16 protein-coding genes and 1 CRISPR repeat array are annotated in these 25,582 nt (G+C 41.5%); of the genes, 7 read left to right on the top strand and 9 right to left on the bottom strand.

Annotated elements, in window-relative coordinates:
• The first annotated feature begins 42 nt into the window (after positions 1-42).
• Positions 43-1,380 carry an SLC13 family permease gene (locus NPUN_RS06750; protein ID WP_012408061.1) on the top strand — a complete coding sequence of 446 codons (1,338 nt, stop codon included), beginning with the start codon at positions 43-45 and terminating at the stop codon, positions 1,378-1,380.
• An 88-nt stretch (positions 1,381-1,468) separates the two neighbouring features.
• On the opposite strand, the gene NPUN_RS06745 is transcribed toward NPUN_RS06750, so the two are convergent.
• Both NPUN_RS06745 and NPUN_RS06740 read right to left on the bottom strand, forming a co-directional pair.
• The gene (locus tag NPUN_RS06745; protein ID WP_012408060.1) at positions 1,469-1,672 is read right to left on the bottom strand and encodes a chlorophyll a-b binding domain-containing protein; all 204 of its coding nucleotides are present in this window, start codon (positions 1,670-1,672) and stop codon (positions 1,469-1,471) included.
• Positions 1,673-1,713: 41 nt separating this feature from the next.
• Positions 1,714-1,926: a high light inducible protein gene (locus tag NPUN_RS06740; protein WP_012408059.1), complete on the bottom strand. Its 213-nt coding sequence runs from the start codon at positions 1,924-1,926 to the stop codon at positions 1,714-1,716.
• Between the two features lie 627 nt (positions 1,927-2,553).
• Between NPUN_RS06740 and NPUN_RS06735 the strand changes: the two genes are divergently transcribed.
• Positions 2,554-5,670 carry a hypothetical protein gene (locus NPUN_RS06735; protein ID WP_012408058.1) on the top strand — a complete coding sequence of 1,039 codons (3,117 nt, stop codon included), beginning with the start codon at positions 2,554-2,556 and terminating at the stop codon, positions 5,668-5,670.
• 286 nt (positions 5,671-5,956) lie between these two features.
• Positions 5,957-6,898 (top strand): extracellular catalytic domain type 1 short-chain-length polyhydroxyalkanoate depolymerase, encoded by a 942-nt coding sequence (locus NPUN_RS06730; RefSeq protein WP_012408057.1) that lies wholly within the window; start codon positions 5,957-5,959, stop codon positions 6,896-6,898.
• Between the two features lie 10 nt (positions 6,899-6,908).
• On the opposite strand, the gene NPUN_RS06725 is transcribed toward NPUN_RS06730, so the two are convergent.
• From NPUN_RS06725 to aroA, 4 genes are all read right to left on the bottom strand, one after another.
• Positions 6,909-7,739, bottom strand: coding sequence for a dienelactone hydrolase family protein (locus NPUN_RS06725; RefSeq protein ID WP_041565238.1), 831 nt, complete (start codon positions 7,737-7,739; stop codon positions 6,909-6,911).
• A gap of 489 nt (positions 7,740-8,228) precedes the next feature.
• A CRISPR array of direct repeats spans positions 8,229-12,486; the repeat unit is 37 nt; unit sequence ATTGCAATTTCTCAAAATCCCTATTAGGGATTGAAAC.
• Positions 12,487-12,853: 367 nt separating this feature from the next.
• Positions 12,854-14,431, bottom strand: coding sequence for an alkaline phosphatase D family protein (locus NPUN_RS06720; RefSeq protein WP_012408054.1), 1,578 nt, complete (start codon positions 14,429-14,431; stop codon positions 12,854-12,856).
• Positions 14,432-14,656: 225 nt separating this feature from the next.
• Positions 14,657-15,208, bottom strand: coding sequence for a hypothetical protein (locus NPUN_RS06715; protein WP_041565955.1), 552 nt, complete (start codon positions 15,206-15,208; stop codon positions 14,657-14,659).
• An 820-nt stretch (positions 15,209-16,028) separates the two neighbouring features.
• Entirely contained in the window at positions 16,029-17,309 is a 1,281-nt protein-coding gene (gene aroA / locus NPUN_RS06710) for a 3-phosphoshikimate 1-carboxyvinyltransferase (RefSeq protein WP_012408052.1), read from the bottom strand.
• Between the two features lie 267 nt (positions 17,310-17,576).
• On the opposite strand from aroA, the gene NPUN_RS06705 reads away from it, so the two are divergent.
• From NPUN_RS06705 to NPUN_RS06690, 4 genes are all read left to right on the top strand, one after another.
• On the top strand, positions 17,577-18,386 hold the full coding sequence (locus NPUN_RS06705; protein ID WP_012408051.1) for a DUF928 domain-containing protein: 810 nt from the start codon (positions 17,577-17,579) through the stop codon (positions 18,384-18,386).
• Positions 18,387-18,391: 5 nt separating this feature from the next.
• The gene (locus tag NPUN_RS06700; RefSeq protein WP_012408050.1) at positions 18,392-20,620 is read left to right on the top strand and encodes a CHASE2 domain-containing protein; all 2,229 of its coding nucleotides are present in this window, start codon (positions 18,392-18,394) and stop codon (positions 20,618-20,620) included.
• A gap of 270 nt (positions 20,621-20,890) precedes the next feature.
• On the top strand, positions 20,891-21,196 hold the full coding sequence (locus NPUN_RS06695; RefSeq protein WP_012408049.1) for a hypothetical protein: 306 nt from the start codon (positions 20,891-20,893) through the stop codon (positions 21,194-21,196).
• Positions 21,197-21,545: 349 nt separating this feature from the next.
• Complete coding sequence (locus NPUN_RS06690; protein WP_012408048.1) at positions 21,546-21,902, top strand: hypothetical protein; 357 nt, start codon at positions 21,546-21,548, stop codon at positions 21,900-21,902.
• Between the two features lie 98 nt (positions 21,903-22,000).
• On the opposite strand, the gene NPUN_RS06685 is transcribed toward NPUN_RS06690, so the two are convergent.
• The 3 genes from NPUN_RS06685 to NPUN_RS41620 form a co-directional block, all read right to left on the bottom strand.
• Positions 22,001-22,348 (bottom strand): cupin domain-containing protein, encoded by a 348-nt coding sequence (locus tag NPUN_RS06685; RefSeq protein ID WP_012408047.1) that lies wholly within the window; start codon positions 22,346-22,348, stop codon positions 22,001-22,003.
• The gene (locus tag NPUN_RS06680) at positions 22,345-25,260 is read right to left on the bottom strand and encodes a glycerol-3-phosphate acyltransferase (protein WP_012408046.1); all 2,916 of its coding nucleotides are present in this window, start codon (positions 25,258-25,260) and stop codon (positions 22,345-22,347) included. The genes NPUN_RS06685 and NPUN_RS06680 overlap by 4 nt, the downstream gene beginning before the upstream one ends.
• 176 nt (positions 25,261-25,436) lie before the next feature.
• Positions 25,437-25,577 (bottom strand): hypothetical protein, encoded by a 141-nt coding sequence (locus NPUN_RS41620; RefSeq protein ID WP_041565237.1) that lies wholly within the window; start codon positions 25,575-25,577, stop codon positions 25,437-25,439.
• Positions 25,578-25,582 lie beyond the last annotated feature (5 nt).

The following is a 25,582-nucleotide window of genomic DNA, read 5'->3' as shown; positions in this document are numbered from 1 at the left end:
TTTTTCGCTAATTTGCAACAAATAAAACTTCAGGAGTAAGATGTGGACAACTGGCAAGCAATCCTTAGTGTAATTACATTTACAAGTGTCATTATCTTAGTGATGACAGAATGGATACATCTTACGATTGCGGCATTATTAGGAGCATTGTTATTAGTTTTTACCAACGTCATGACTTTAGAAGAAGCTGTTGGTTACATCGGCAACAGTCATGGAACACTCGGTTTATTCTTTGGAGTTATGGTGCTAGTACGAGCTTTTGAACCTACCAAGATATTTGATTATTTAGCAACTCAAATATTACTCCTCGCTAAGGGACAAGGCAAGCGTCTATTACTCGGTATTGTGGCTATTGTGACACCCATCTGTGCAGTTTTACCAAATGCCACAACAGTAATGTTGTTAGCGCCTTTAATTCCACCAATGGCAAAGGAAGTGGGGATAAATTTTGTTCCCTTGTTAATTTTAATGGTATTTGTTGCTAATAGTGCCGGACTCCTAACTTTAGTTGGAGATCCAGCCACCTTTATTGTTGGTGATGCTGTGAATATCAGCTTTACAGATTATTTATTGGAATTGAGTTTAGGAGGGGTAATTGCCGTTGCTATCGTAATTGCAACACTACCATTTTTATTTCGTAAAATTTGGAATACCCAGTTAGATAATTTAGAAGAACTGCCACATCCACAAATCAATCATCCACGAGCTTTAAGCTTTGGTGCAGTTATAGTATTTTTCGTCCTGCTATTTTTTGTCGTTGGAGAAACTCTACCAGTTCCGGTTTCGCCTGCTGCCGCAGCTTTGTTAGGATCAGCTTTAGCTTTGCTGTTATCTCACCATAGCAAAATTGATTCAGTTAACAATATTTTGCGGGATGTAGACTGGAGTACATTAATATTTTTTATGAGTATTTTTGTGTTAATTGGAGGGCTAGAAAAAACAGGTGTAATTAATGGTTTATCAGGAATATTAGCAGCAATTTTAGGAAAAAATATTATCCTGGGTTCCCTAGTTTTATTATTTTTTGTAGGTATATTATCGAGCGTAGTCCCCAATATTCCTTTAGTGGTGGGGATGGTTCCCTTACTCAAACAATATATTGTAACTGTGGGATTAGCACCCGCAGAAGTTCTAGCACAAGATTTTCAAGGGCAGTTTCCCCCAGAAGTATTACCACTTTTTTATGCCATGATGTTTGGTGCAACTTTGGGAGGTAATGGCACATTAGTAGGGGCATCATCTAATATCGTCGCTGCCGGTATTTCTGAGCAGCATGGACGGCGCATCTCCTTTAAAACTTTCCTTCACTACGGCATTCCAGTGATGCTGTTGCAACTGTTAGCTTCGGCTTTGTATATGTTGTTTCGCTTTCTGCTTTAGATAAAGATAGGGGCAATTCATGAATTGCCCCTACTTGAAAACTAGGGTTTAGATTATTATTTGCAGAAGTCTTATATAGCTGTAGCTACTAATAGCTAATTATGTGCAATACATCGCGTAAGACACTATAACCAGCTAAATCCCAAAGCAAATAGCCGAGAAAACCAATTGCTGCCAAACGACCGTTCCAGATTTCAGCTTGGGGAGTCCAACCAAACAAAAAAGCATTGCGGTCTACACCATTGTAAGCTTTAGCAACAGGTGGTAAATCAGTAGAAGATCGAGTTTCCATTTTTTTCTCCAATATCCAGTAAGTTTTCAAAGGTTCAATCTTTAGTAGCCAACTAAGTGCAGTACGTCGCGTAAAACGCTATAACCGGCTAAATCCCAAAGCAAATAGGCGAGAAAACCAATTGCTGCCAAACGACCATTCCAAATTTCGGCTTGAGGAGTCCAGCCAAACAGAAAAGCGTTGCGATCTACACCGTTGTATTCTGGTGCAACAGGTGGTAAATCAGTAGAAGACCGAGTTTCTTGAGTTGCCATTTGTTTCTCCAAAATTTCTTAGCTTTTTAGATGTTTAATTTCTAGCAGCCAATCAGATGTAAAACATCGCGCTGGACACTATAACTGACTAAATTCCAAAGCAAATTATTCTTTTGCAACTATTGGCAAATCTCTGGAATAATGAGTTGCCATCTTGTTGTCATCAACAATTCATTTGTTAACTTTAATGTAGCTATTTATAACTAGATTGCTTTCTGCCTGTAGGCACAAACTACAGGCACTTCTTCTGGACGATACTCAACAACATATTAGTGCAGACAAATCCACCCTGAGAGGGTGATAAAAAAATAATTATAAATAAATGTAAAGTTCTAGTAATCAAACTATAGCTTTGGCAAAATAAATCATTTTGATTAAGCAGTTAAAATTAAGAGTGTGGCGGCCAATAATTAACCCAATTTTTAACTAGTTTTACCGTTAGATAATAAAATTTATATCTTTTGCTGTATATAGTTTTCAGCCTTTGGAGAGATGCTTTCAACAGCTAAATTCTACGATTCTGAACTAAACAGTTAGGTATTGCCATAGGTACAGACAAAAATACTAAGAGTTGCTTCTCAAGAAAATCTTAATTCCCCAAATTTAAACTTAGTAGAAGGAAATACAATGTTCCAAAGTACGGAAATCATGCTGGGACTCTACAAACCACTATTGTGGTTAGCACAGGTTCCAGTAGATCCCTCAAACGTCACGCCAGCACAGGCATCGGTTCTGACTTCCGGGCCGCGCTTTTTTGTGGCTTTAATCTCCGGCGTGATCTTAGCCTTTGCTTTCCAATTAGTTCTAACTAATCTCTCCCTTGCAGCCGGTATTTCCTATCTGGGGCACTCATCTGACTCGGATTCAGATTCTGGGGAAGTCGGAAGTTTGGGCGGTAGCATTCGCAAAATCGGCACAGCAGTAGGGATTTGGACGTTAGTCACTGTAACGATCGCTCTATTAATTGCCTGTTTCCTGGCAGTTAAATTGAGCCTTGTAATCTTAGATCCAGGATTGGGAGCAATCCTCGGTTTGGTAATTTGGGGTGCTTACTTTTTACTCCTCGTTTGGGTAAGTTCCACTACTGTCGGTTCCTTAATTGGCTCAGTCGTAAATACGGCTACTTCCGGGTTCCAGGCGATTATGGGTACAGCTACAGCCGCACTAGGCGCGAAAGCTGTCAATAATCAAGTTGTCGCAACAGCTGAAGCCGCCGCCGCCGCCGTTCGTCGAGAACTAGGAAGCGGCATCGACCCTGGAAGTATTCGGGAAAACATAGAAGATTATTTAGATAAGCTGCGTCCACCAGAGTTGGATGTGTCGAAAATTCGGAGTGATTTTGAAAATTTACTCAACGATCCCCAATTAAAAGCGATCGCCGGGACTCCAGATATTCGCAACATTGACCGCCAAAAATTTATCGATTTAGTCAGCAGCCGCACCGACCTTTCCAAAAAAGACGTTACCCGCATTGCTGATACTTTATATAAGGTTTGGCAACAAGTAGTGAGTCAACAATCACCCAACGAAGACCGTCTGGGTGAGTTAATGGACTATCTAAAATCAGTTCCAGCAGGACAAAGTAAGACAGATGAACTCAACGCCAAGCTGGATCGGTTAGTTGCAGAAACACGTGGTTCCAAAGAATCCGATCAAAAGGCAGCCCCTGGGCCAATTCAAAGTTCAATCCAGCAAGCACTATCCGCCTTAACCGCCACTGTGTTAGGACGGGCAGATTTGCCTGATTTGGATGTGGAAAAAATCTTGGGTAGCCTTACCACAGCCAAAGAAAAAGTCACTCAACAAGCAGATAAGCTAGGTTTGCCAACACCATCACAACCCTATAGCCCAATTCGGTCTGATGTCGAAAATTATCTGTACAACACTTATGCTTGGCAACTAAGCCCAGAAAGAATTGCCCAAGAATTTCGTGATGTCATTTACGACCCAGCAGCCGATCCTGGAATAGTCCGTAGAGAACTAGAACGACTATCCCGTAACGATTTCGTGAAAATTCTCCAACAACGAGGACTACTTACCCAAAGCCAAATTCAGCGCATTGCAGATCGGCTAGAAGTTGTCCGCAAAGATGTGCTGGTGACAGTTACAGGTATCGAAGAAAGAGAAATAGTCCAAGACTTGCAACGCGCAGTAGAAAGTTATCTGCTTGTTACCCCGAAAACAGATTTGACACCTGAAGGCATTGAGCGGAATTTTAAACCACTGTTGCAAGACCCAGATGCAGATTATGAAACCCTGACATTACGACTGGCGCACATTGAACGTCAAGAAATCCGGGAGATATTGCTAGAACGGAATGATATCCAGCTATATGAAGTAGACAGCATTCTGGATGAATTGGAAAAACAACGCGATCGCGTCTTGATAGAATCCAAAGGATTAGCTGAACAAGCACAATATCAAGCAGAAACTCTGTGGTTGAATGTAGAATCATATCTGCGTAACACCGGGAAATCAGAACTGAATCCTGATGCCATCCGTGCGGAGTTTAAAAAGCTATTAGAAGATCCCCAAGCTGGAATTAGTTCAATTCGGGCGCGGTTGTCTCGCTTTGACCGCGATACCTTGGTGCAATTATTGAGTCAGCGCCAAGATTTGAGTGAAGATCAAGTTAATCAAATCATCAATGCGGCTGAAGAGTCATGGCATAACATTCGCCACACACCCCAAGCTGTAGTGGATAAAGCCAAAGAGCAATACGACTCTGTTACGACCACGATCGCAGATTATCTGCGGAATACTGGTAAACAAGAACTCAATCCTGAAGGTATTCAGCGAGATTTGACCAAATTGTTTGAAAATCCCAAAGAGGGGGCCAGCGCACTGCGCCGTCGATTGTCGCAGTTAGACCGAGATACACTCGTGAAGTTGCTCAGTCAACGTCAAGATTTGAGCGAACAACAAGTCAATGAAATCATTGATTCCACCCAAACTTCGATTCGTAACTTTATACGTGCGCCTCGTCGTTTAGCTACCCGCACACAGCAAAGAGCAGAAACATTTAAAGCTTATCTGGAAGAGTATCTGCGCCAAACTGGTAAAGAAGAACTCAATCCTGAAGGTATCAAACGCGACTTACAACTACTCTTGCACGATCCACGAGTGGGGGTAGAAAGTTTTAGCGATCGCCTTTCCCATTTTGACCGTTCTACAATCATCGCCCTGCTGAAGATTCGGGAAGATATGTCTGATGAAGAAGCAGCACGGATTGCCGATAACATTGTCTCCGTCAGGGATCAATTTGTAGAACAAGTGCGGAATATCCAACGAGGCATTCAAGATGCAATTGATGGGATTTTTGCCCGCATCCGCAACTATCTTAACTCCCTGGATCGCCCGGAACTAAATTACGATAGTATCAAGCGCGATGTCCGCACATTTTTTGACGATCCTCAAGCAGGATTTGATGCCCTGCGCGATCGCTTATCTTCTTTTGATCGTGAGACCTTAGTAGCAATTATGAGTTCTCGTGAGGACATCTCTGAGGAAGATGCCAACCGGATCATCGACCAAATTGAACGGGCCCGCAACACAGTATTGCAACGTGCAGAACGCATACAGCAAGAAGCCCAACGCCGCCTAGAACAGGTGAAGCATCAAGCACAGCGACAAGCTGAAGAAACCCGCAAAGCCGCAGCAACAGCAGCGTGGTGGCTGTTTGCCACAGCATCCGTCTCCGCCGTTTTCTCTGCATTAGGAGGAGCGCTGGCTGCAAGGCCGTAGTTTAACAAGTTGTCTCCGCTCACATTTAAGCCTCTCATTGTCGGGAGGCTTTTCTATATTTGGGATGTCATTAGTAGTTAAGAATTGTTTAATTGCCCTTAGACACAGCAGATTTCCTAAATGTGAATAAAGTCATGCTTAAATTATGACTTTATTCCACTATGTATAATTTTTTAGTATTTTAAACTAACAACAATACAGCAAATCCTCTATTAGGTAAAAGCTTTTACTAAACTAAATAAGATTTACAAAATAAAAATATCTCACATAACTCAATTTAATTCACATGAATATCTATCAAAATTATCGGATTTTAAAAAAAGTTGTAATAGTTCTACTTGGAGTTACTTTATTGACAGCCTGCGATTCCATTCAGGCTGAAGAAAAAAATATAACTAAAGCAAAAATCTTGAGTGGCGATAATTATGGAGAACTATACGATCAAGGAAAGTTACGTACTTACTATTTGTACACTCCAAAATCTTATAATCCAGACCGCCCAATGCCGTTAGTTTTAGTGTTTCATGGAGATGATGGTAATGGTCGGTCTATCAGTAATGTGACTCGCTTCAATGAATTAGCAGATAAAAAAGGATTTATTGTTGTTTATCCAGATGGAATTGACCAAAAATGGAGCCTTAGAGGTAACGCTCAAGGAAGGGTGGATGATGTTTCGTTTGTCAATGCTTTGATTAATCATCTTCAGCAGCAAATCAATATTGATAGCCATAAAATTTATGCCACCGGTTTTTCTAGAGGTGCCATACTTACCCAAGCACTGGCTTGTAAGTTACCTGATAAAATTTCTGGTTTTGCATCAGTAGCTGGTTCGCTCCCTGTTAGACTCAAATCTAATTGCCAGCCTCGAACTTCCATATCGATGTTAACGATTAACGGTACAAACGATCGCGATGTACTTTATGAAGGTGACGATCGTACTCAACGAGGAGCGTTGCTTTCTATCTCAGACATGGTAGATTTTTGGCGATCGCACGATCAATGTACTTCATCAAATAAATCTCCTGACTTTGCTGAAGATAAAGTGAAAACCGCTATCTACACAGGTTGTAGTGGCAACTCAGAAGTCTGGCAGCTAGCGGTAATAAACGGTGGACATTTCTGGCCTGGTGGTTCCTCAACTGACAAAAATCTAAACAAATTCAACGCAAACCTGGGGCTGAACGCCAGTGAAACAATTTGGAACTTTTTTCAAAGTCACAGTTCGTAAACCGATACCGTTAAACACCATTTTGCTTAAACCACGCCAAAAGACGTTTCCAACCGTCCTTAGCATCTTTCTCACGGTAGGAGGGGCGATAATCGGCAAAAAAAGCGTGGGGTGCATCGGGGTAGACGATGATCTCAGATTTGCTGCTACTAGACTTTAAGTGATCGCGCATCTGTTCTACTGTATCAAGGGGAATACCCGTATCTTTGCCACCGTAGAGTCCGAGAATGGGGACTGTCAACGCCGATGCAATATCAATTGGATACTTGGGCTGAAGTTCGGTAGCATCGCCCACGAGTCGCCCATACCATGCTACACCTGCCTTTACCTTGGGATTGTGTGCCGCATACAACCAGGTAATGCGGCCACCCCAGCAGAAACCTGTAATCGCCAATTTATTGGCATTGCCTTTAGCTGATTTCACAGCCCATTTTACCGTGGCATCGAGATCGGATAACACTTGGGCATCTGGTACTTTGGCAACAATTGGGCGAATTTCGTCTATACTGCTTAACTTAGTGACATCGCCTTGACGGATAAATAATTCCGGTGCGATCGCCAAGTATCCCAACTGAGCAAAACGACGAGTAACATCTTGAATATGCTCGTGTACGCCAAAGATTTCTTGAATTACCAAGACAATTGGGAAATTTTCACCAGTGGCGGGTGCTGCTCTGTACGCAGGAATTTCGCCATCTTTGACGGGAATTTTCACTGCACCAGCTACCAACCCCTTAGCATCGGTAGCGGTGACTTGAGCAGAAATGGGTTGCACTGCCAAGGCAAAACCCGTCGCCAAGGTGCTTGTTGCGATAAATTTGCGGCGTGTTATTTCTTTCATCATCTCTACCCTAAATTGGCGGAAACTTTATTGTTGGTTATCAGTACAGTAGTACAACAACAAATATTACAATTTATGAATTAGTTTACCGTAATATTTTAGATTCGTTTGCTGTCCAAATGTTTCTTCTATATGGCTTTTGTCAGAGAAAAGCTGCCTGTATTGGCAAAGAATAAGCCACGGGACTAAACAATTTTCTCTACTGAGTTACCTTTTGGCTAGGTTCCCCTATCTCAAATGCGCGGAAGGGTAGGTGTACAAATTCTACAGTCCCAAAAAAGTACTTCTATTCCAGATACAGTAAGGTTTTCAACCAATTAGCCGCCTAATCCTAATCCGCGCAATCTCTGAAATGCTTACCAAAAGACGATTTCAGCCTTTAAATTTTTTGGCACTCTTTCCAAACAAATTCTCTAATGCTATGATTGCCCTTGAATCGCGCAACCGCACCTTGAAAACTAAATACAGCTTGGGTTTCAGGCTCCCGCTATTGCAATTTCTCAAAATCCCTATTAGGGATTGAAACGGATATGGCGATCGCTATTCATACAATTGATAGAATTGCAATTTCTCAAAATCCCTATTAGGGATTGAAACGCAATCAGAATCATGAAAATAGCAGAAGCCTGTGATTGCAATTTCTCAAAATCCCTATTAGGGATTGAAACTCTGGTGAGGATATCAAAATAGCCTTCAATATTAATTGCAATTTCTCAAAATCCCTATTAGGGATTGAAACTAATGTCGCTATGAACCCTAAAACTGCTTTAGATAATTGCAATTTCTCAAAATCCCTATTAGGGATTGAAACTCTTTTAGGATGTCGATGACCCTGCTGGCCGCCAACATTGCAATTTCTCAAAATCCCTATTAGGGATTGAAACTTTCGGAATACTCGCCAGCACTCCATACTTTATAATTGCAATTTCTCAAAATCCCTATTAGGGATTGAAACATGAATAATCATTTTGGAATGCCTCAATGCCGCAATATTGCAATTTCTCAAAATCCCTATTAGGGATTGAAACCTTTAACTCTTTATCTTTAGCAAGTCTTGACATGTAAAATTGCAATTTCTCAAAATCCCTATTAGGGATTGAAACTTAGTCATAAAGTGCAATCTTCGGTTGCAATTACATTGCAATTTCTCAAAATCCCTATTAGGGATTGAAACCTAGGAAACTTCCCCGTAGTAGAATCTTTTTTCGCATTGCAATTTCTCAAAATCCCTATTAGGGATTGAAACGCTTGGCGGGAAAGTAGCAAGCGATCGCAAGTGATTGCAATTTCTCAAAATCCCTATTAGGGATTGAAACAGATGCATGGTGAATATGTTGAGGTGGGAGGATACACTAAGATTGCAATTTCTCAAAATCCCTATTAGGGATTGAAACGTATGCAGCTGCGGTAAAGCACACACTTGCAAATAAATTGCAATTTCTCAAAATCCCTATTAGGGATTGAAACCTAACGAGGGGGCGTGGCAGAGGCAGTTGAACGGTATTGCAATTTCTCAAAATCCCTATTAGGGATTGAAACTGATGGGCGATCGGTCAGAATGACAGTTGATGCCCGATTGCAATTTCTCAAAATCCCTATTAGGGATTGAAACATCCATCTTTTTCCCAATCCAGTCATTGGGAAGGGCAGATTGCAATTTCTCAAAATCCCTATTAGGGATTGAAACTTGGATAAATTGGGGCAGTCCTGGGGTGTAACCCTTATTGCAATTTCTCAAAATCCCTATTAGGGATTGAAACAAGAAACTAAAACTTAAAGATATTGAGGAGGAGAATTGCAATTTCTCAAAATCCCTATTAGGGATTGAAACTCCTTAGCTCACAGCGATCGCCTGCAAGCTAAATTTATTGCAATTTCTCAAAATCCCTATTAGGGATTGAAACGAGTATGACAATGATGCTGGTGATACTATTAAAAAAATTGCAATTTCTCAAAATCCCTATTAGGGATTGAAACGAGGGCGATCGCCCTGCACCCTTTTGATTAGCTCTATTAAATTGCAATTTCTCAAAATCCCTATTAGGGATTGAAACCAATACGTCCCCAGACGGAATACTCCGAGGATTCTATTGCAATTTCTCAAAATCCCTATTAGGGATTGAAACAAAATTCCACGATCGCAGGAAGGAAATCCCCTGGGTGATTGCAATTTCTCAAAATCCCTATTAGGGATTGAAACTTGAGGGTATAGGGTTTTGTCAGGGCGGATTAAAATTGCAATTTCTCAAAATCCCTATTAGGGATTGAAACTTTGATAGCAACTAGCTCACTCCCCTCTGCACCGGGGATTGCAATTTCTCAAAATCCCTATTAGGGATTGAAACTTTATAGCTATTGTTGCTACTTGGATGGTCGTTAATATTGCAATTTCTCAAAATCCCTATTAGGGATTGAAACACATCGCAGTGAACGACAAGGTGAAGATGTAAAGATTGCAATTTCTCAAAATCCCTATTAGGGATTGAAACAGGTGTTTTAGACGCTCAGTCTAACTTTAGTCTCCGATTGCAATTTCTCAAAATCCCTATTAGGGATTGAAACAAGAATTGCCTCAGCACAAAAACAAAATGTAATATTGCAATTTCTCAAAATCCCTATTAGGGATTGAAACAGGTAAATGACGGGGACAGCAGCAAAAATCATCATTGCAATTTCTCAAAATCCCTATTAGGGATTGAAACGTGTCGGTAGTGAAGGTGAAACGGATCGCTATAAGATTGCAATTTCTCAAAATCCCTATTAGGGATTGAAACAACTGATAAGCTTCCTCGCGGGGCTTTCGAGTTATTGCAATTTCTCAAAATCCCTATTAGGGATTGAAACACAGTAGCCTGACGAACAGCAGCTTGAACTGACAAATTGCAATTTCTCAAAATCCCTATTAGGGATTGAAACATTCAACCATACCACACAGTGGGGGGAGGGGTCAAATTGCAATTTCTCAAAATCCCTATTAGGGATTGAAACAGACGTGACAGACTTGATTGTACAAAGTGACATTCAAATTGCAATTTCTCAAAATCCCTATTAGGGATTGAAACATGGCAAAGCTTCAGTTTTCTGAGTTTGAAATGATTGCAATTTCTCAAAATCCCTATTAGGGATTGAAACATCTCTTGGGCCTATCTACCTTTGGCACATCAGTGATTGCAATTTCTCAAAATCCCTATTAGGGATTGAAACTGAACATAACGGGGAAATGCTCGAACCGCGATCGCGTATTGCAATTTCTCAAAATCCCTATTAGGGATTGAAACCTCACTACCAGAAGTGTAGCGAAGCCAATACGCAGGATTGCAATTTCTCAAAATCCCTATTAGGGATTGAAACTTACATCAATACCCGCATCTTTTCTTTGAAATAAATAATTGCAATTTCTCAAAATCCCTATTAGGGATTGAAACTTTTAGCGGTATGCTGACTCTTGCTGATGTTGACCTTATTGCAATTTCTCAAAATCCCTATTAGGGATTGAAACTTAGCTGCGATCGCTAACAAGCGAATGAAACGCGGAATTGCAATTTCTCAAAATCCCTATTAGGGATTGAAACCCAGTGCTTAAATGCTTCGCGGTGCAATTATCCAAATTGCAATTTCTCAAAATCCCTATTAGGGATTGAAACCTGGCTTTGAACAACTCAACGAAGCAGAACGCGCTTGGATGATTGCAATTTCTCAAAATCCCTATTAGGGATTGAAACAAGGACAAACCAATTGTTCGATTATCTGAAGACCTGCGGACATTGCAATTTCTCAAAATCCCTATTAGGGATTGAAACAATCACTAGTTGACGTGCTTTTTACAAAAAACCAATATTGCAATTTCTCAAAATCCCTATTAGGGATTGAAACAAATTCTTAGGCTCAGGTAAAGATGGATGTAATTGATTGCAATTTCTCAAAATCCCTATTAGGGATTGAAACTTACTAGAAGGCATCCAGCGATCGACCACTACGAATTGCAATTTCTCAAAATCCCTATTAGGGATTGAAACACTCTTTACAGCCCAGATGGGCGGCGTTCTCATTGCAATTTCTCAAAATCCCTATTAGGGATTGAAACATATTCTTGATTTGCCCTAGCTGTGGGCTAAGAAGATATTGCAATTTCTCAAAATCCCTATTAGGGATTGAAACGGATTTTATGAAGGGAACTAGCCCTGAAGCCTCACCATATAAGATTGCAATTTCTCAAAATCCCTATTAGGGATTGAAACCCAAGGCTACCTTTGTGCCCCTGAGTTTTACCAAGCCTATTGCAATTTCTCAAAATCCCTATTAGGGATTGAAACACTGGAACTTCATCAAATCAGACGCGATCGCTCCTTATTGCAATTTCTCAAAATCCCTATTAGGGATTGAAACTTATTCTGCTGAATAGGACACCCTGACCATCCACTAGGGATTGCAATTTCTCAAAATCCCTATTAGGGATTGAAACCTTATTCAAGTCCTATACCGCCTTGGGGGACAAAATTGCAATTTCTCAAAATCCCTATTAGGGATTGAAACAGGATAGTAAGTGGGAACAGGATGACAAGGAAAGATTGCAATTTCTCAAAATCCCTATTAGGGATTGAAACTCAAAGGAGCGATCGCATGGCATCAGAGCAAACTTATTGCAATTTCTCAAAATCCCTATTAGGGATTGAAACTATCTTGATATTGATAGCCGTATTTTTCTTGGGAATTGCAATTTATCAAAATCCCTATTAGGGATTGAAACTGGTTTACAGTCCGTTTGGGGTTCCTGCTGGCTGGGGATTGCAATTTATCAATAGTAAAAACTAAAAGTTGTGTAGTAGCGCAGCAAGCTTAATTTGTTGGGTTGAGTCATCAGAGAATATTTTTTTTGTTGGTGTATTTTCTAGATTGTTTTAACCCAATATTTTAGGCTTGCCGCGCTACTACTATTTTTCTTAACTGAACGATATTGATTTATAGTGCGATCGCTAATCTTCTAAAGCGAGTGGACGTTAGAAAGTATCAACTTGCAAAAGTCAGTTTTCTGAAAAGGAAAAAACAGATGAACACTGATAATTTCTCTGTGTTCATCTGTGATTTTCTAGTGTCGATACCTGGGAATTAAACGATTAGGCGGGTTTTATTTCTGGATTACCATCTGTAACTACAAATGAAGCCTTTTTGCTAATCGTGCCAAATGGAGTTTCCACCTCTGACACCGCAAGATAATCTGTCTTCCAGGTTGTGGGAGTCACATTACAGCGAACATATCCCCGTCTATTGTTGTAAAACTTAACCTGTGGGTTTTCTGCGATGTAACTGGGGATAGTGTCTGAGCCATTTCCACCGGAGGATATTGAACTACAAACGAATTCACTTCCCACCGTAGGAGATAGTGGGTTATTAAAGTCAGCCTTTAAATTTATTGCCCAATGGTTATGGACATCGCCTGTTAAGACTACTGGATTAGATGGTTTACGCTGTTCTAAGAAACGCAAAAGGCGATCGCGGGAAGCCACATAACCATCCCACTTATCCATACTATAGGTTGCGCCTGGCCCCGCAGTTCTGTCTACCTGAGCAACTATAACTTGCTGAGCTAAAACGTTCCACTTAGCCTGTGATTTATCTAAGCCATTATATAGCCATTCCTCCTGTGCTTTACCAGTAATGGTTCCATTCGGTTCTAGTCCACAAGGACGTGGTTTAGTACCATCATCACAAGGCTGATCGGTGCGATATTGGCGGGTATCTAACACATGGAAGGTTGCTAAATTACCAAAGTTCAGCCGACGATAAAGTTGCACATTGGGGCCAACCGGACGTTGTGACGGACGCAACGGCATGTGTTCGTAGTAAGCCTGATAAGCAACAGCCCGACGTTGCAGGAAGATTTCCGGGTTTTGATCTGGTTCGCTATCAATTTCTGAGATGAAGTTGGCGTAGTTATTTTCTACCTCGTGATCGTCCCAGGTAACAATCCACGGAAATGCTGCATGAGCTGCTTGCAGGTTGGTATCGCTTTTATAGAGGGCGTGACGGTTGCGGTAATCTTCTAAGGTGAAAATCTCTGAACTATTGTGTTGTCTGGGGCCAGTGGTTGAGATTCCCCCTTCATAGATGTAATCGCCAACATGGACTACTAAATCAAGGTCGTCCTGCGCTAGATATTTGTAAGCGGTGTAGAATCCTTGCTGATAGTTTTGGCAGGAGACAAGGGCAAAGTTCAACTTACTCAAGTAGCCATTTGCTAAAGGTGCTGTACGAGTGCGTCCAATGGGGCTAGAGTAATCTTTGACAAAAAAGCGATACCAGTACCAAGTATCAGACTGTAGTCCTTCTACCACAACTCGCACCGAGTGAGCTAGTTCTGGGGTTGCCACTACTGTGCCTCTGGAGACAATGCGCTTCATCTGTTCATCAGTAGACACTTCCCAGTGAATTGGTACATTCTTCGGTGGCATTCCACCTCCATTTAAGAGGTCGGGAGCCAGACGAGTCCAAATCACAACGCTGTTGGGATCGGGGTCACCCGATGCTATACCCAAAGTGAAAGGATAATCGGAAAATCTGTCTTTGGCGATCGCTCTTTGAGGAGAAAATTGGTTAGCGATCGCTAAACCAGACAATGCTCCTGCCCCGATAATTAAGTTGCGTCGTTTCATTCGACTATGCAAGAACTGCTCAAAATTCCGGTAATCTACCATTCTCTACTCCTGAGTAACAGGTAAGTTAAAGCACAGCAACAGCTAACACAAAGAAGGCAGGGTAATAGTAGGCAAACTTAGTAATTAGTTCCCTTACCAAAATCAGGTTTTAATTCCCAATTATCTTCTTATTATCAATGTGTTAGATGTTATGTTGCTACAGAAAGCCTACTAATAAGAGATTAATTTTTGGCAAAGAAAGCATTAATATAAACTTAATGAACGTTAGATTTTAACCTTTTTCATCAATGTTACTTTTCTCTTCATCATCAAGCCAAGGCTACAAGCAAAGAGAGCGCCAACTAAAGGTGTAGGTTCAGGTACTTGTCTATAGGAAACTTTACCTGATATGGGTTCAGCATCTGGAGAAGTTCTAGAGAAAATTGTAAAATCTTCACCGATGATTTCGTAACTGGTAGAACTGGCAGGATTAGATTTATCGTTGAACAGATAATCTAATGCAAAAGATGTTTGTCCTGTTAAAGATGTGGTTTGAAATGTAACAGGAAAATCTGGGTAATTCGGATCATCTTGTTCTGTGTAAATGGTAGAATCACCATCAAATTGAAAAAAGAGCGATTTAATAGTAGCTTCGGGAGTATAGTCATTACTCAGAGTTGAGTCGTCAAAGCTAAAAAAGCCATTTCCCTTAGTTATAGGACTATCAACTGTGAAGGCGTAATTAATAATCGCAGCAGATACAGATTTTGCATCTACAGTTGCAAAACCTAAAGTCAGGGTAGCAGTAGCAAGCACTAACTTTGGAACTAATTTCATCTCAATTTTTCTCAGAATAAACTTCTGTAAGCAATTCACACTGCAAGGTATAGAAAGAGTTTTTTCTAATTTACTTATTTCCCAAATTGGCATTTATTACTGTTCTAATCCAATACGGTTCAGTTAAGGATAAAAATAAAAGTTGTGTAGATTGGGCTGAGAAACGAAACCCAAAATTATCAAGGCATTGTTGGGTAAGGCTTACGCTCAACCCAACCTACTATTCTTCTTAACCCAAGCGTATTGTGTTCTAATCAGTAATAAAAATGAATGATTTTTCTCTTTTGAATCAGAGGAAATAAGTCTCCAAATAGTTGGAATCACCTTATATTAGAATCCTGAGTTTAAGTAGACTTTAATTAGAGGTAAAATAACATCAAATTTAAGTTTGTAATATAAATAGGACTTACGCATGAGTTACGGAATAACGTAGACACGTTCGCGTAGCGTCTCGTAGAGAAGTGGCTTGCCGCAGGCTACCGCAGAGGCACAGAGGGCACGGGGAAATCAGAGTTTAAGAGATATTTTGCGTAAGTCCTAATAAATAGTCACTAAATAACCAAAATATTTTTGTAGAACGATCAAGAATAAAAGATTATTGGATTTATCAAAAACGTTCGTTTGTAGTCAGGACTGAAGCATTAGTGTCAACTTAAGCCCCAGTGAATGGAATTCGCGGCTACACAAACATAGACGCTTTGCAGCTTCCCGCAGGGTAGTCCGCGCAGGCGGGCTAAAAAAAATTGAGTGTTTGAAACCCACGGAGGTGGGTAAAGCCTCGTGTAGATGCGGTTTTTAACGGCCTATTTAACTCAATGTCTTATTGTTCTAACATTTGAAAGAATCTGGTAAAGTAATCTGGAAAAGTTTTTGCTGTACAACCAGGATCTTTAATTACAATTCCTGGAACCTTCAAGCCAGTGACAGCAAAAGCCATCGCCATTCGATGATCGTGATAGGTTTCAATCTCCGCCGGGGTAATGGGGCCAGGCTCAATTTTTAGTCTATCTGGAAATTCTTCAACCTGAACCCCTAGCCGACGCAACTCTGTGACAACAGCTTTAATTCGGTCAGTTTCCTTATAGCGAATATGTTCCACGTTACGAATGGTAATCGGTGAACTGGCAAAGGGTGCGATCGCAGCTAATGTTTGCACCAAATCCGAGATATCATTCATATCAATGTCGATGCCTTGCAATTGCTTCGGCCCCGTCACTTCGGTGTAATCATCCGAATCCTTAATTTGGCAACCCATCTGTTCTAAAACATTCAGCCACAGAATATCACCCTGACACGATTGTTTAGTCAAATGTTTGACGCGCACCCGTCCCCCCGTGACAGCGGCGGCGGCAAAAAAGTAAGAAGCATTTGACGCATCGGGTTCTACTGTATAATGTTGAGCTTGGTAACGTTGACCCGCTTTGATCTGAAATTGATTATCGCCAATTTGAATTACCTCTACGCCAAAATCTGCCATCAGACGACAGGTCATTTTGATGTAAGACAGAGAAACCAGTGTACCCTCAACCTCAAAAATCGTATCCTGTTGAGCGTAAGGCGCAATCATCAACAATGCCGAAAGTTGCTGACTTGTTTGGTTCGCTTTTAAGCAAAAATTTCCGCCAGCGAATCCCTGGCTATAGACGGTGTAGGGCATAAACCCAGAGTTTCCCTCAAAGTTAACAGTTGCTCCACCCGTTTCCAGCACCGTCAGCATGTCACCCATCGGTCGTTCTCGCATTCTGGGAACGCCATCTAGACGATATTCACCGTTACCCAGCGCCACCAGCGCCGAAATAAACCGTGCTGTAGTACCTGATAAACCCACAAATAAATCTGCCTGTTTAGCTGGAATCTCACCTCCTCTTCCCGCTAGTTGGATCTGTGCTAGATGAGGATTCAGTGTAATGGGAATGCCTAATTGCTCTAAACATTTAGCAAAATACTCGCTATCTTCACTAAATAAGGCATTTTCTAAAATGGAGTCACCTTGTGCCAAAGCAGCCACAAGCAACGCCCGATTGGTAAGACTTTTAGAACCGGGAATTTCTACCGTGGCATCCACTGGCCGATTTAGAGCAGGAATTTCAATGGTATCCACGTTAAACCTCTACGTAGGCGGTTAGCTACAACTTTATATATTCCCATATTGTGACCAAAAGGGGGAGGGGGCGGGAAGAGGTAGGGGGCAGGGGGCAGGGAGCAGGGGGGCAGGGGGCAGGGAGCAGGGGGGCAGGGAGCAGGGGAGTAGAGGAGAATAACCAATGCCCTATGCCCAATAGTTTGTAGTTGAGTGAAAAATTTGATCTTGCTTTTGGGAATACTTGATTTATTCACTTGAATAATTTAGAACTTAGGCATTATCAATATGAAACGGATTAAACCATTCCTATATTTTCTACCCTTTTCCTTACCTTTGGGTTTGCTTTCTGCTTTAACAGCACAGGTACATGCTCAGTCGTACCATCCCAACAAAACTTGGCAAATTAGTCAGGCATTTAAGCCACCACAGCGAGGAAAACCTCCTGCAAGTGCTGGTGGTTCTACCCGTGGCGGCTCTTGCCTAATAGGGAAAAAACTAATAACTCCCTTAATGCCTCCAGATAAATTAGGACTGACATTTGCTCAACATCCAACATTTTTCTGGTATTTACCTCCATTTCAAGTTAAAACAGCTAAGTTTGTGCTGCTAGCTGAAGACCAAAATGTATTTTATGAAACATCTTTTACGCTTCCTGATAAACCTGGAATTATTAGCTTCAAACTTCCTGAGAGTTCCCCTGCACTTGCTCTAGGTAAAACTTATCACTGGTATCTAACAATTGTTTGTAATACTCAAGACTCCAGCGACAATCCGACTGTAGAAGGTTGGGTGGAACGCACTCAACCAGGCTCATCATTGTCGGAGGCGTTAGCAAAGGCAAATGTGTACAAGTTACCCACCATCTATGCAGAAGCTGGGATTTGGCATGAAGCGCTGACTAGTTTGGTGCAGCTACGCCGGACTGAGCCGAATAATTTTAAAACGAGGTTGGATTGGAGACAATTTTTCAAGTCAGTAGGTTTGAGTGCGATCGCTTCAGAACCATTGATCGATTGTTGCACATCTAAGAAAGAAGGGCATGGGGCTAAAGCAGAATTCCCAACTCCCCACTCTCTATTCCCCACTCAGCACTAAATCTTATGTGGGCAAAGCTGAAATCGCAAATCTGGCAATGGCGTGGTGTTTTACTTGCTGTTCCTAATATTACAGCCCTGGTGATTGCACTACGCTTGACTGGATTATTGCAATTGTTGGAATTGGCAGCACTAGATCAATTTTTTCTCCTTCGTCCACAAGAATCGCCTGATACCCGCATCGTCATAGTTGAAATTAATGAGGCAGATGTCCGCAAGCAGGGACAGTGGCCTATGTCTGATGGAAAACTTGCCAGTTTGTTAGAAAAAATCAAACAGCAACAACCCAGAGCGATTGGTTTAGATATTTATCGTGATTTACCCGTCAATCCTGGTCATGAAGCTTTACTTAAGGTCTTTAAATCTACTCCAAATTTGATTGGAGTCCAAAAAGTCTCTGATACTGTTGATAGTTCGGCAGTTGATTCGTCTCCAGAACTAAAGCGACTCGCTCAAATTGGGTCAAATGATTTACCCATAGATGGGGATGGCAAAATTCGGCGAGCATTATTATATGTAAATTTAAAAAATGACGAGATTCTCGAAAGCTTTGGGTTAAAACTGGCATTGTTGTACTTAAAGCCTGAAGGGATTACCGCCAAGCCAGCAGCAACTAACTCTAATTATTTGCAGTTAAAGCAGGGTGTTTTCCCTATTTTTGAAGCTAATGATGGGGGTTATGTCCGAGCAGATGCGGGAAGTTACCAAGTTCTGTTGAACTACCGAGGACGGATACAACAGTTTACTAAAGTTTCTCTGGGCGAAGTTCAAGATAAACCCATCCCACCAAACTTAATGCGGGGTAAGGTGGTGTTAATTGGTGCTACTGCTGAGAGTTTGAAGGATCTATTCTATACGCCTTATAGCAGTAATGTCTTGACTGATCCAGAACGAATGGCGGGTATAACAATTCATGCTAATTTGATTAGTCAAATTTTAAGTACGGCAATGGACGATCGTTCATCGATTGAGTGTTTACCTGAGCCGCTAGAATGGCTATCAATTTTAATTTGGTCAATTATTGGCGCTAGCTTGTGTTGGTTACAACGCCACAGTAGCAACCAGAAAACCCTTATGGCTGTTAGTGTTTTGCTAGCAGGTGGCGGTTTAATTGGTGGTAGTTTTCTTGCGTTTTTGGCTGGTTGGTGGATTCCCGTTGTCCCTTCATTGCTGGCATTTGCTGGTTCTGCGATCGCACTTACTCAGTATATTGCTCAAAGCGCTACCGAGATGCGAAAAACTCTCGGCCGCTATCTAACTGATGAAATCGTCTCTAATATCCTAGAAACTCCTTCTGGGTTAAAGCTAGGGGGAGAACGGAGAAAAGTTACGGTTTTAGTGTCTGATTTAAGAGGATTTTCGGCTATTTCCGAACAATTGCCACCTGAAGAAGTAGTAAAGATTTTGAATCTTTATTTGGGAACAATGACAGATGTGATTAATCAATATAAAGGCACGATTAATGAGTTTATGGGTGATGGCATTTTTGTGATATTTGGTGCGCCAATTAGCCGCATAGATGATTCCCAAAGAGCGATCGCTTGTGCTATTGCTATGCAATTGGCAATGCAGCAAGTAAACGAAAAAAATCAACAAATGAATTTCCCAATCCTCGAAATGGGAATTGGGATGAATACAGGGGAAGCCGTAGCAGGAAATGTAGGTTCTCAAAAACGCGCTCAATATACAGTTATTGGCAGTCATGTTAATTTGGCTGCTCGAATTGAATCTTATACAGTGGGAGGACAGATTTTAGTTTCTGAAAATACCTGTAAAGATGCCAATATTGACCTCCAAATTGCTGGGCAATTACAAATAGAACCCAAAGGGATGAGACACCCTGTGACAATTTGTGAAATTCGTGGCATTGGCGGTAAATATAATTTATTCTTGCCTGATGATGATGATGAAATGATCGTTCTCAATCAAGAAGTACCTGTAAAATACACCATTTTACAGGGAAAATATGCAGTGGGCAAAGTATTTCTGGGAGCATTGATTAGCCTATCTGAAAAAGGGGCGCAATTGCGATCGTTAGATTCTTTAGAAATATTGAGTAATCTCAAACTCAAGCTATTGATTGAAGCAGAAATGCCTACAGAAGAAGAACATATCTATGCCAAGGTGATCCAACAGTCTAATGTTGACGAGCATCTTTTTCTGCTTCGGTTTACAGCAGTTCCCCCAAAAGCGATCGCAATACTCAATGCACTGCGTCAGCCTGAATCAAGTTAGGGCATCAATATTTAAATGATAACGAAGGGAGGTGTATGTAAATAAGGTTAACTGAAAAAGTAGGTAGTTCAGAATTTTTTAAAACAGTAACAATTGTTGCTGATGCAACCAAGCGATCGCGGTAAGATTTTGGACTTAAGCCCGATCAGACTCCAATAACTCCTTAATAATTCGTAATTTTTAATTTATGCTATGGAGCAACTAAGTTGAGTGATGGAGACAAAAATATGATTTTTCTAAAGCTGAAATTCAATTACATCCAAAAGAAAAATGACGAACATAAACAACTTTCAAAAACTTGTAGAACTTGCAAATGAATATGGGATTATTTGCCAGCCAACGCCAGAAGAATGCTTAATTGCATCATTGCCTGGAGAGGATGATTTTTTATTAGCTTTTACTTGGTCTGGTGTCGTTGAAGGAGAGCCGCCAGAGCATGAATTAATAGCAATTAGTGTACAAGATATAGTTAAAGAAGTTACTGTTGCAGCTTGGCAGATTCCTATTTATTTATTCGGAAACGTTTTAAGACAGGCTCAAATGCTTGTTGCTGCTCACAAAGATTTTTTTAGCTAGCAGATAAGCCTCAATCCATTAAGAGACTATTTATAAAGTAAATCTTAAGTAGGGTGCGTTAGGACTAAGGGATCTGCGGGTTAAGAGTATCCCAACCAGACGGGTTTCGACACTCGGTTTACTGATACTTTATTTTCACGTAAGTCCTTAAAGTCCATAACACACTGAAAATCTCTGACGGTGCGTTACGCTGACGCGATAACACACCCTACAAAAGTATCCTCTTTGCTCCCTGCTCCCTTACCTCTTTTTCAAACAACCTCTTAGTGATATTCCTGATAGGCTTTACTTGCACTGTAAAATTTAATCGGATAACTTGAGCGATCGCAATTGTTTTATAAGAAAATCAATGAACAAATTCTTACTGAGTTTGCTTTCTTCTCCTGTGCTGATTAGCTCCATTCTCTCTATGGGGGTAATGCTGAATCAAGCACAAGCTATAGAGCCAGAACCAGCAACCCAAAGCACAGACCGTCTATCTTGTATCCGCAATAAACATAAAGTGGGTTTAGTATGTGCCAGGGCTTCTGTATTGGCTCAAATTCCTAACTATCAGCGTGAAATAGAGTTTTCTCAAGAAGATGCTCCCATGCTGGAGTTCAATGACGAAGAAAGCAATGTGGCAATCAACTTATTTGGCTGCGATTGTCCTGCTTGTATAAATTCTTTACGTCAGATGCGCGGCGCTACACCTTTGGTATATTAGGATTCTACAAATTTATCTTTGTTTTAAACAACATCCACAAAATATTAGTGAGGGCACAACATTGTTGAACCCTCACTAATATTTTGATATTCCAATAATTACGCTGATTTTTCCACACGCAAACCAAAGTAGGTCAAAACAAGCTCAGTTGAGCCACTATTGACAACTTCATGTACTTCTCCCACTTCTATCGCCACGCAATTCCCTGGAAGCAGGGGGTATTCTGTACCATCAATATGAATTACTCCTGAACCAGCTTCCACAAAGAATACTTCGCACATATCTTGATGTGCGTGTCCTGGTGCGGTTTGTCCGGGAGCAAAACGCGCTTGAGAAAAGTTAGTTAGGTGAGGCAAATCGCCGAAGCGTAACATCACCTTTTTCTTGATTTCGGGATTGTGAGAGACAGATTCTTCTGGTAAGTCTTTCAGAGAATTGGTAATCATTCGGGTCTTAAATCGTTAGATAATTCCACAATACCCCTAGATCCATCAATCCTTACCCGTTGACCATCTTGCAAAAGCCATGTAGCACCCCGAACATCCATCACAGCAGGAATTCCGTATTCACGAGCCACGATCGCACCGTGAGAAAGCCGTCCACCAACTTCGGCAATTAATCCTCCAGCCCTTAATAACAAAGGGGCCCAGCCGGAATCTGTGTAAGGTACTACCAGAATCGTATCTCGGTCAATCTCTGGCACGTCTTGTAAATTTCGCAACACCTTCACCCTGCCTTCAGCTTGCCCGTGACTGGCTCCAATCCCTTGTAAAATTTGGTCAGAGTAGAGTGCAGAAGGAGCTAAGGGGTGCGGAGGTGTATTGCCGTAAACTAAAAGTGGCACTTGAATGATCTCACTATCTTGAACGAATTGCGATCGCCTCGATTCCACTAACTTATCTAACTCCTCAATTAACCTAAAATCGTCACCTACAACTAAACGCCGCACTTCATCAAAGTTGAGAAAAAAGATATCTCCTGCTTTCTGGAGTAAGCCTGACTTTAACCAAATCTTCTCTAAAGCGACAAAACTCCAACGCAATTCAGCTAACAGCCGTGAATAAACCTCGGTAACTCGCCCTTTAATATCCACACGCCGTTGGACAAAAGAACGTTTGCGCTTACCAGCAAAGATGCTATTAATCGCGTCTTTAGCACCCGATCGTGGTTCGTTCCCCTGCATTAATTGCACAAACATCTGCTTAATCATCTGGGGATTTTCCCGCCAAGTGGGAACGGAAATATCAGTTCCCACTTCACTTAAATAGCCGTAATCCTGAAGCAATTCGTCAAATTCTTGCAGGATTTTCTCTCCCTCTGGGGTTTGCTTTAACTGCTCAAATACCTGCTGTGGTTCAAACTCAAGCAATACTTGCTTGGCATCTGTAGCTATTGCACTGAGCGATCGCAATGCCGCCACCTCTGGAGTCACGCTATTATCAATTTGGCCATCCTTCACCCGAAAAATCGCTTGTCGCAAGGCAGCACTTAAGGGAGCTAAAATACTGTAATATGTCCCGTGGCGCAGCAACTCTAGAATAAAGTCAATTCTGATTAGCAGCTTGGCTGGTTCCAAATTATCTACATTCTCTTGCGCTAACTGCGACAACCCAGGAATAAACCGTTGGTGATAATCTTGCTTGAAGTCTTTTTCTAAGTTTAATTCCCGCTTTAGCAACTTCCCTAGTCCTGGCAAATTCTCCCAGGTTGACTGCAAGGACGGTTTACTTAATTTAGCTCCTCTGGTTAAAAATTCCAGACTTTCTGGCGGCAATCCCATACGGAGAAAAATGTTTCCTAAGAGGGATGCATTAAAGTAGGCTCTGGAGTAATGAAGAGTTGCCGTTTCATTAAAATCTAACCCCAAAGCGCGATCGCCTAAAACTATAGTAAAAAATTCTCCCCAAACTCCACAAGTTAAAGGACGATTAATTGACCATGTTAAGGGGTGAATTACTCCAGGAATCACTTCAGCAGCGATTTTGCGCGTCCAAATTGGTAATAAAGTGGTGATTGGTCGAGATTGCAACACCCAAAGCGTTTGACCGTCGTAGCTCCATTCAATATCTTGAGGAGTGCCATGATAACGTTTTTCGAGTCGGTAAGCTAAATATGCAACTTGCTTAATTAATGCTTGGGGAACTCGTCCTTCACCCTCTAATTGCACAGAGGAGGATTTTTCTGTTTCAACGACAAAAGCGCGATATTGTTCTGGTGTGACTTTTCCCGAAACGATTTGCGTCGGGCTGCCTGGAAGGGCTTCAATGATGATTGCATCACCTTGCTGAGTAATGGGATCGCGGCTGAAAGCAACGCCAGAATATACACTTTGGACTTGTTGTTGAATCAACACAGCCATTGCTGTATCGTTTAAGCCCCGATCACGCCGATACTGTACAGCAGATGGATGATTGTAAGAAGCTTGAACTTGAGCGATCGCTTGCTGTAATGCCTCTGGGCTAGTAACATTTAAAACTGTTTCATACTGCCCAGCTGCGGAAGAATGTTCTGAGTCTTCGCCAATAGCGGAGGAACGCACCACCAAGGGGGATAATTCTGATGGCTGGAGAAATTCTGTCAACACTTTTGGATCGTCGATTGGCGCTAGTACCCATCCTTTCGGGACTGGATAGCCCCAACGTTTAATTTGGGATAATGTAGCCGCCTTTTCTCCGACAATAGCAGCATCCAACTCTTCATCTAAAGAAACCATCGCGCGTTGGCGTAGCCCGTTGTAGACATCGCCCCGTAAAAATTCCAACATCGCTTGCGATTCTGTTTGTGCCTCTTGAGCTGGTAGGTTCATATCATCTGGGATTTTTGCATAAATCCAGGCCATTAAACCAGCTAAAGCCACAGCAGCAAGCATTCTGGGGATATCGCTTAGATGCAAAATTGCTACAAACAGTGGAAAGAGAAGCAAAACCCCATATTTGACTGCCTGTTTTGATTGCAGAATTGTAAAGCTAATACCTGCAAAGAAAGAGACAAATATTGCCACCAGGGGATCGTGTACGACAAAACCCCAGACGACATTTGTTGTACCTGCTCCTCTGCCTATCCAGTATCTACCAATTACCAGAGCGATCAGGGCAATCAATTCCCAAAACGATCCCTCTGGGAAGAAAAGACGGGTGAGGAAAACTGCCGCAATTCCTTTAAAAGCTTCTGACAAGACTGCCAGAATTCCGACAAACTTACCACCGTGATAAAAGGCAGCTGATACACTAATGTTTCGTGTACCAACTTGTGATAATTGCTTACCCGTAAGCGCGTAAGCTATCCATGCAATCAGGGGTAATCCGCCCAAGAGGGGGCAGATAATTAAAATAACTAAAACACCCCAAGGTTCAAACATTCTGGATTTTGGATTTTAGATTTAAATTTTCCATCTAAAACCTCAAATCTAAAATCTAAAGTTTTTCTGAAATTTTTGATGGTAATTAGGGCGCTTTTATTTATTAGTCATGGAATGGACACTTGGCTACGACGGAAACCGTTTAAGACAAGTGCCCTTCTAGACTACTAATGGTTTTAGTTTAGCGCATAGGCAGCTTGCAGCGCCCAGATGATGAGAGCAGCGATCGATCCCAGAAGCAACACGGTAGAGATAGTGACTACTTTTGGGGAATCTGCACCCTCAAATTTCATAATTCCTCGATTTAAGTCGGACATAGCTT

Origin of the sequence: Nostoc punctiforme PCC 73102 (genome assembly GCF_000020025.1) — a bacterium.
In the GTDB taxonomy this organism is placed as follows: Bacteria; Cyanobacteriota; Cyanobacteriia; order Cyanobacteriales; family Nostocaceae; genus Nostoc; species Nostoc punctiforme.
The sequence above is the reverse complement of the archived record's forward strand: the minus strand, read 5'-3'. Positions and strand labels throughout refer to the sequence as shown.

What these genes read in the sequence shown, in the direction of transcription:
- NPUN_RS06735 (WP_012408058.1), top strand. Translation starts at nt 2,554, where the DNA reads ATGTTCCAAAGTACGGAAATCATGCTGGGACTCTACAAACCACTATTG.
- NPUN_RS06725 (WP_041565238.1), bottom strand. Translation starts at nt 7,739, where the DNA reads ATGAAAGAAATAACACGCCGCAAATTTATCGCAACAAGCACCTTGGCG.
- NPUN_RS06700 (WP_012408050.1), top strand. Translation starts at nt 18,392, where the DNA reads ATGTGGGCAAAGCTGAAATCGCAAATCTGGCAATGGCGTGGTGTTTTA.
- NPUN_RS06730 (WP_012408057.1), top strand. Translation starts at nt 5,957, where the DNA reads ATGAATATCTATCAAAATTATCGGATTTTAAAAAAAGTTGTAATAGTT.
- NPUN_RS06680 (WP_012408046.1), bottom strand. Translation starts at nt 25,260, where the DNA reads ATGTTTGAACCTTGGGGTGTTTTAGTTATTTTAATTATCTGCCCCCTC.
- NPUN_RS06695 (WP_012408049.1), top strand. Translation starts at nt 20,891, where the DNA reads ATGACGAACATAAACAACTTTCAAAAACTTGTAGAACTTGCAAATGAA.
- NPUN_RS06715 (WP_041565955.1), bottom strand. Translation starts at nt 15,208, where the DNA reads ATGAAATTAGTTCCAAAGTTAGTGCTTGCTACTGCTACCCTGACTTTA.
- NPUN_RS06740 (WP_012408059.1), bottom strand. Translation starts at nt 1,926, where the DNA reads ATGGCAACTCAAGAAACTCGGTCTTCTACTGATTTACCACCTGTTGCA.
- NPUN_RS06690 (WP_012408048.1), top strand. Translation starts at nt 21,546, where the DNA reads ATGAACAAATTCTTACTGAGTTTGCTTTCTTCTCCTGTGCTGATTAGC.
- NPUN_RS06745 (WP_012408060.1), bottom strand. Translation starts at nt 1,672, where the DNA reads ATGGAAACTCGATCTTCTACTGATTTACCACCTGTTGCTAAAGCTTAC.
- NPUN_RS06685 (WP_012408047.1), bottom strand. Translation starts at nt 22,348, where the DNA reads ATGATTACCAATTCTCTGAAAGACTTACCAGAAGAATCTGTCTCTCAC.
- NPUN_RS06720 (WP_012408054.1), bottom strand. Translation starts at nt 14,431, where the DNA reads ATGGTAGATTACCGGAATTTTGAGCAGTTCTTGCATAGTCGAATGAAA.
- NPUN_RS06705 (WP_012408051.1), top strand. Translation starts at nt 17,577, where the DNA reads ATGAAACGGATTAAACCATTCCTATATTTTCTACCCTTTTCCTTACCT.
- NPUN_RS41620 (WP_041565237.1), bottom strand. Translation starts at nt 25,577, where the DNA reads ATGTCCGACTTAAATCGAGGAATTATGAAATTTGAGGGTGCAGATTCC.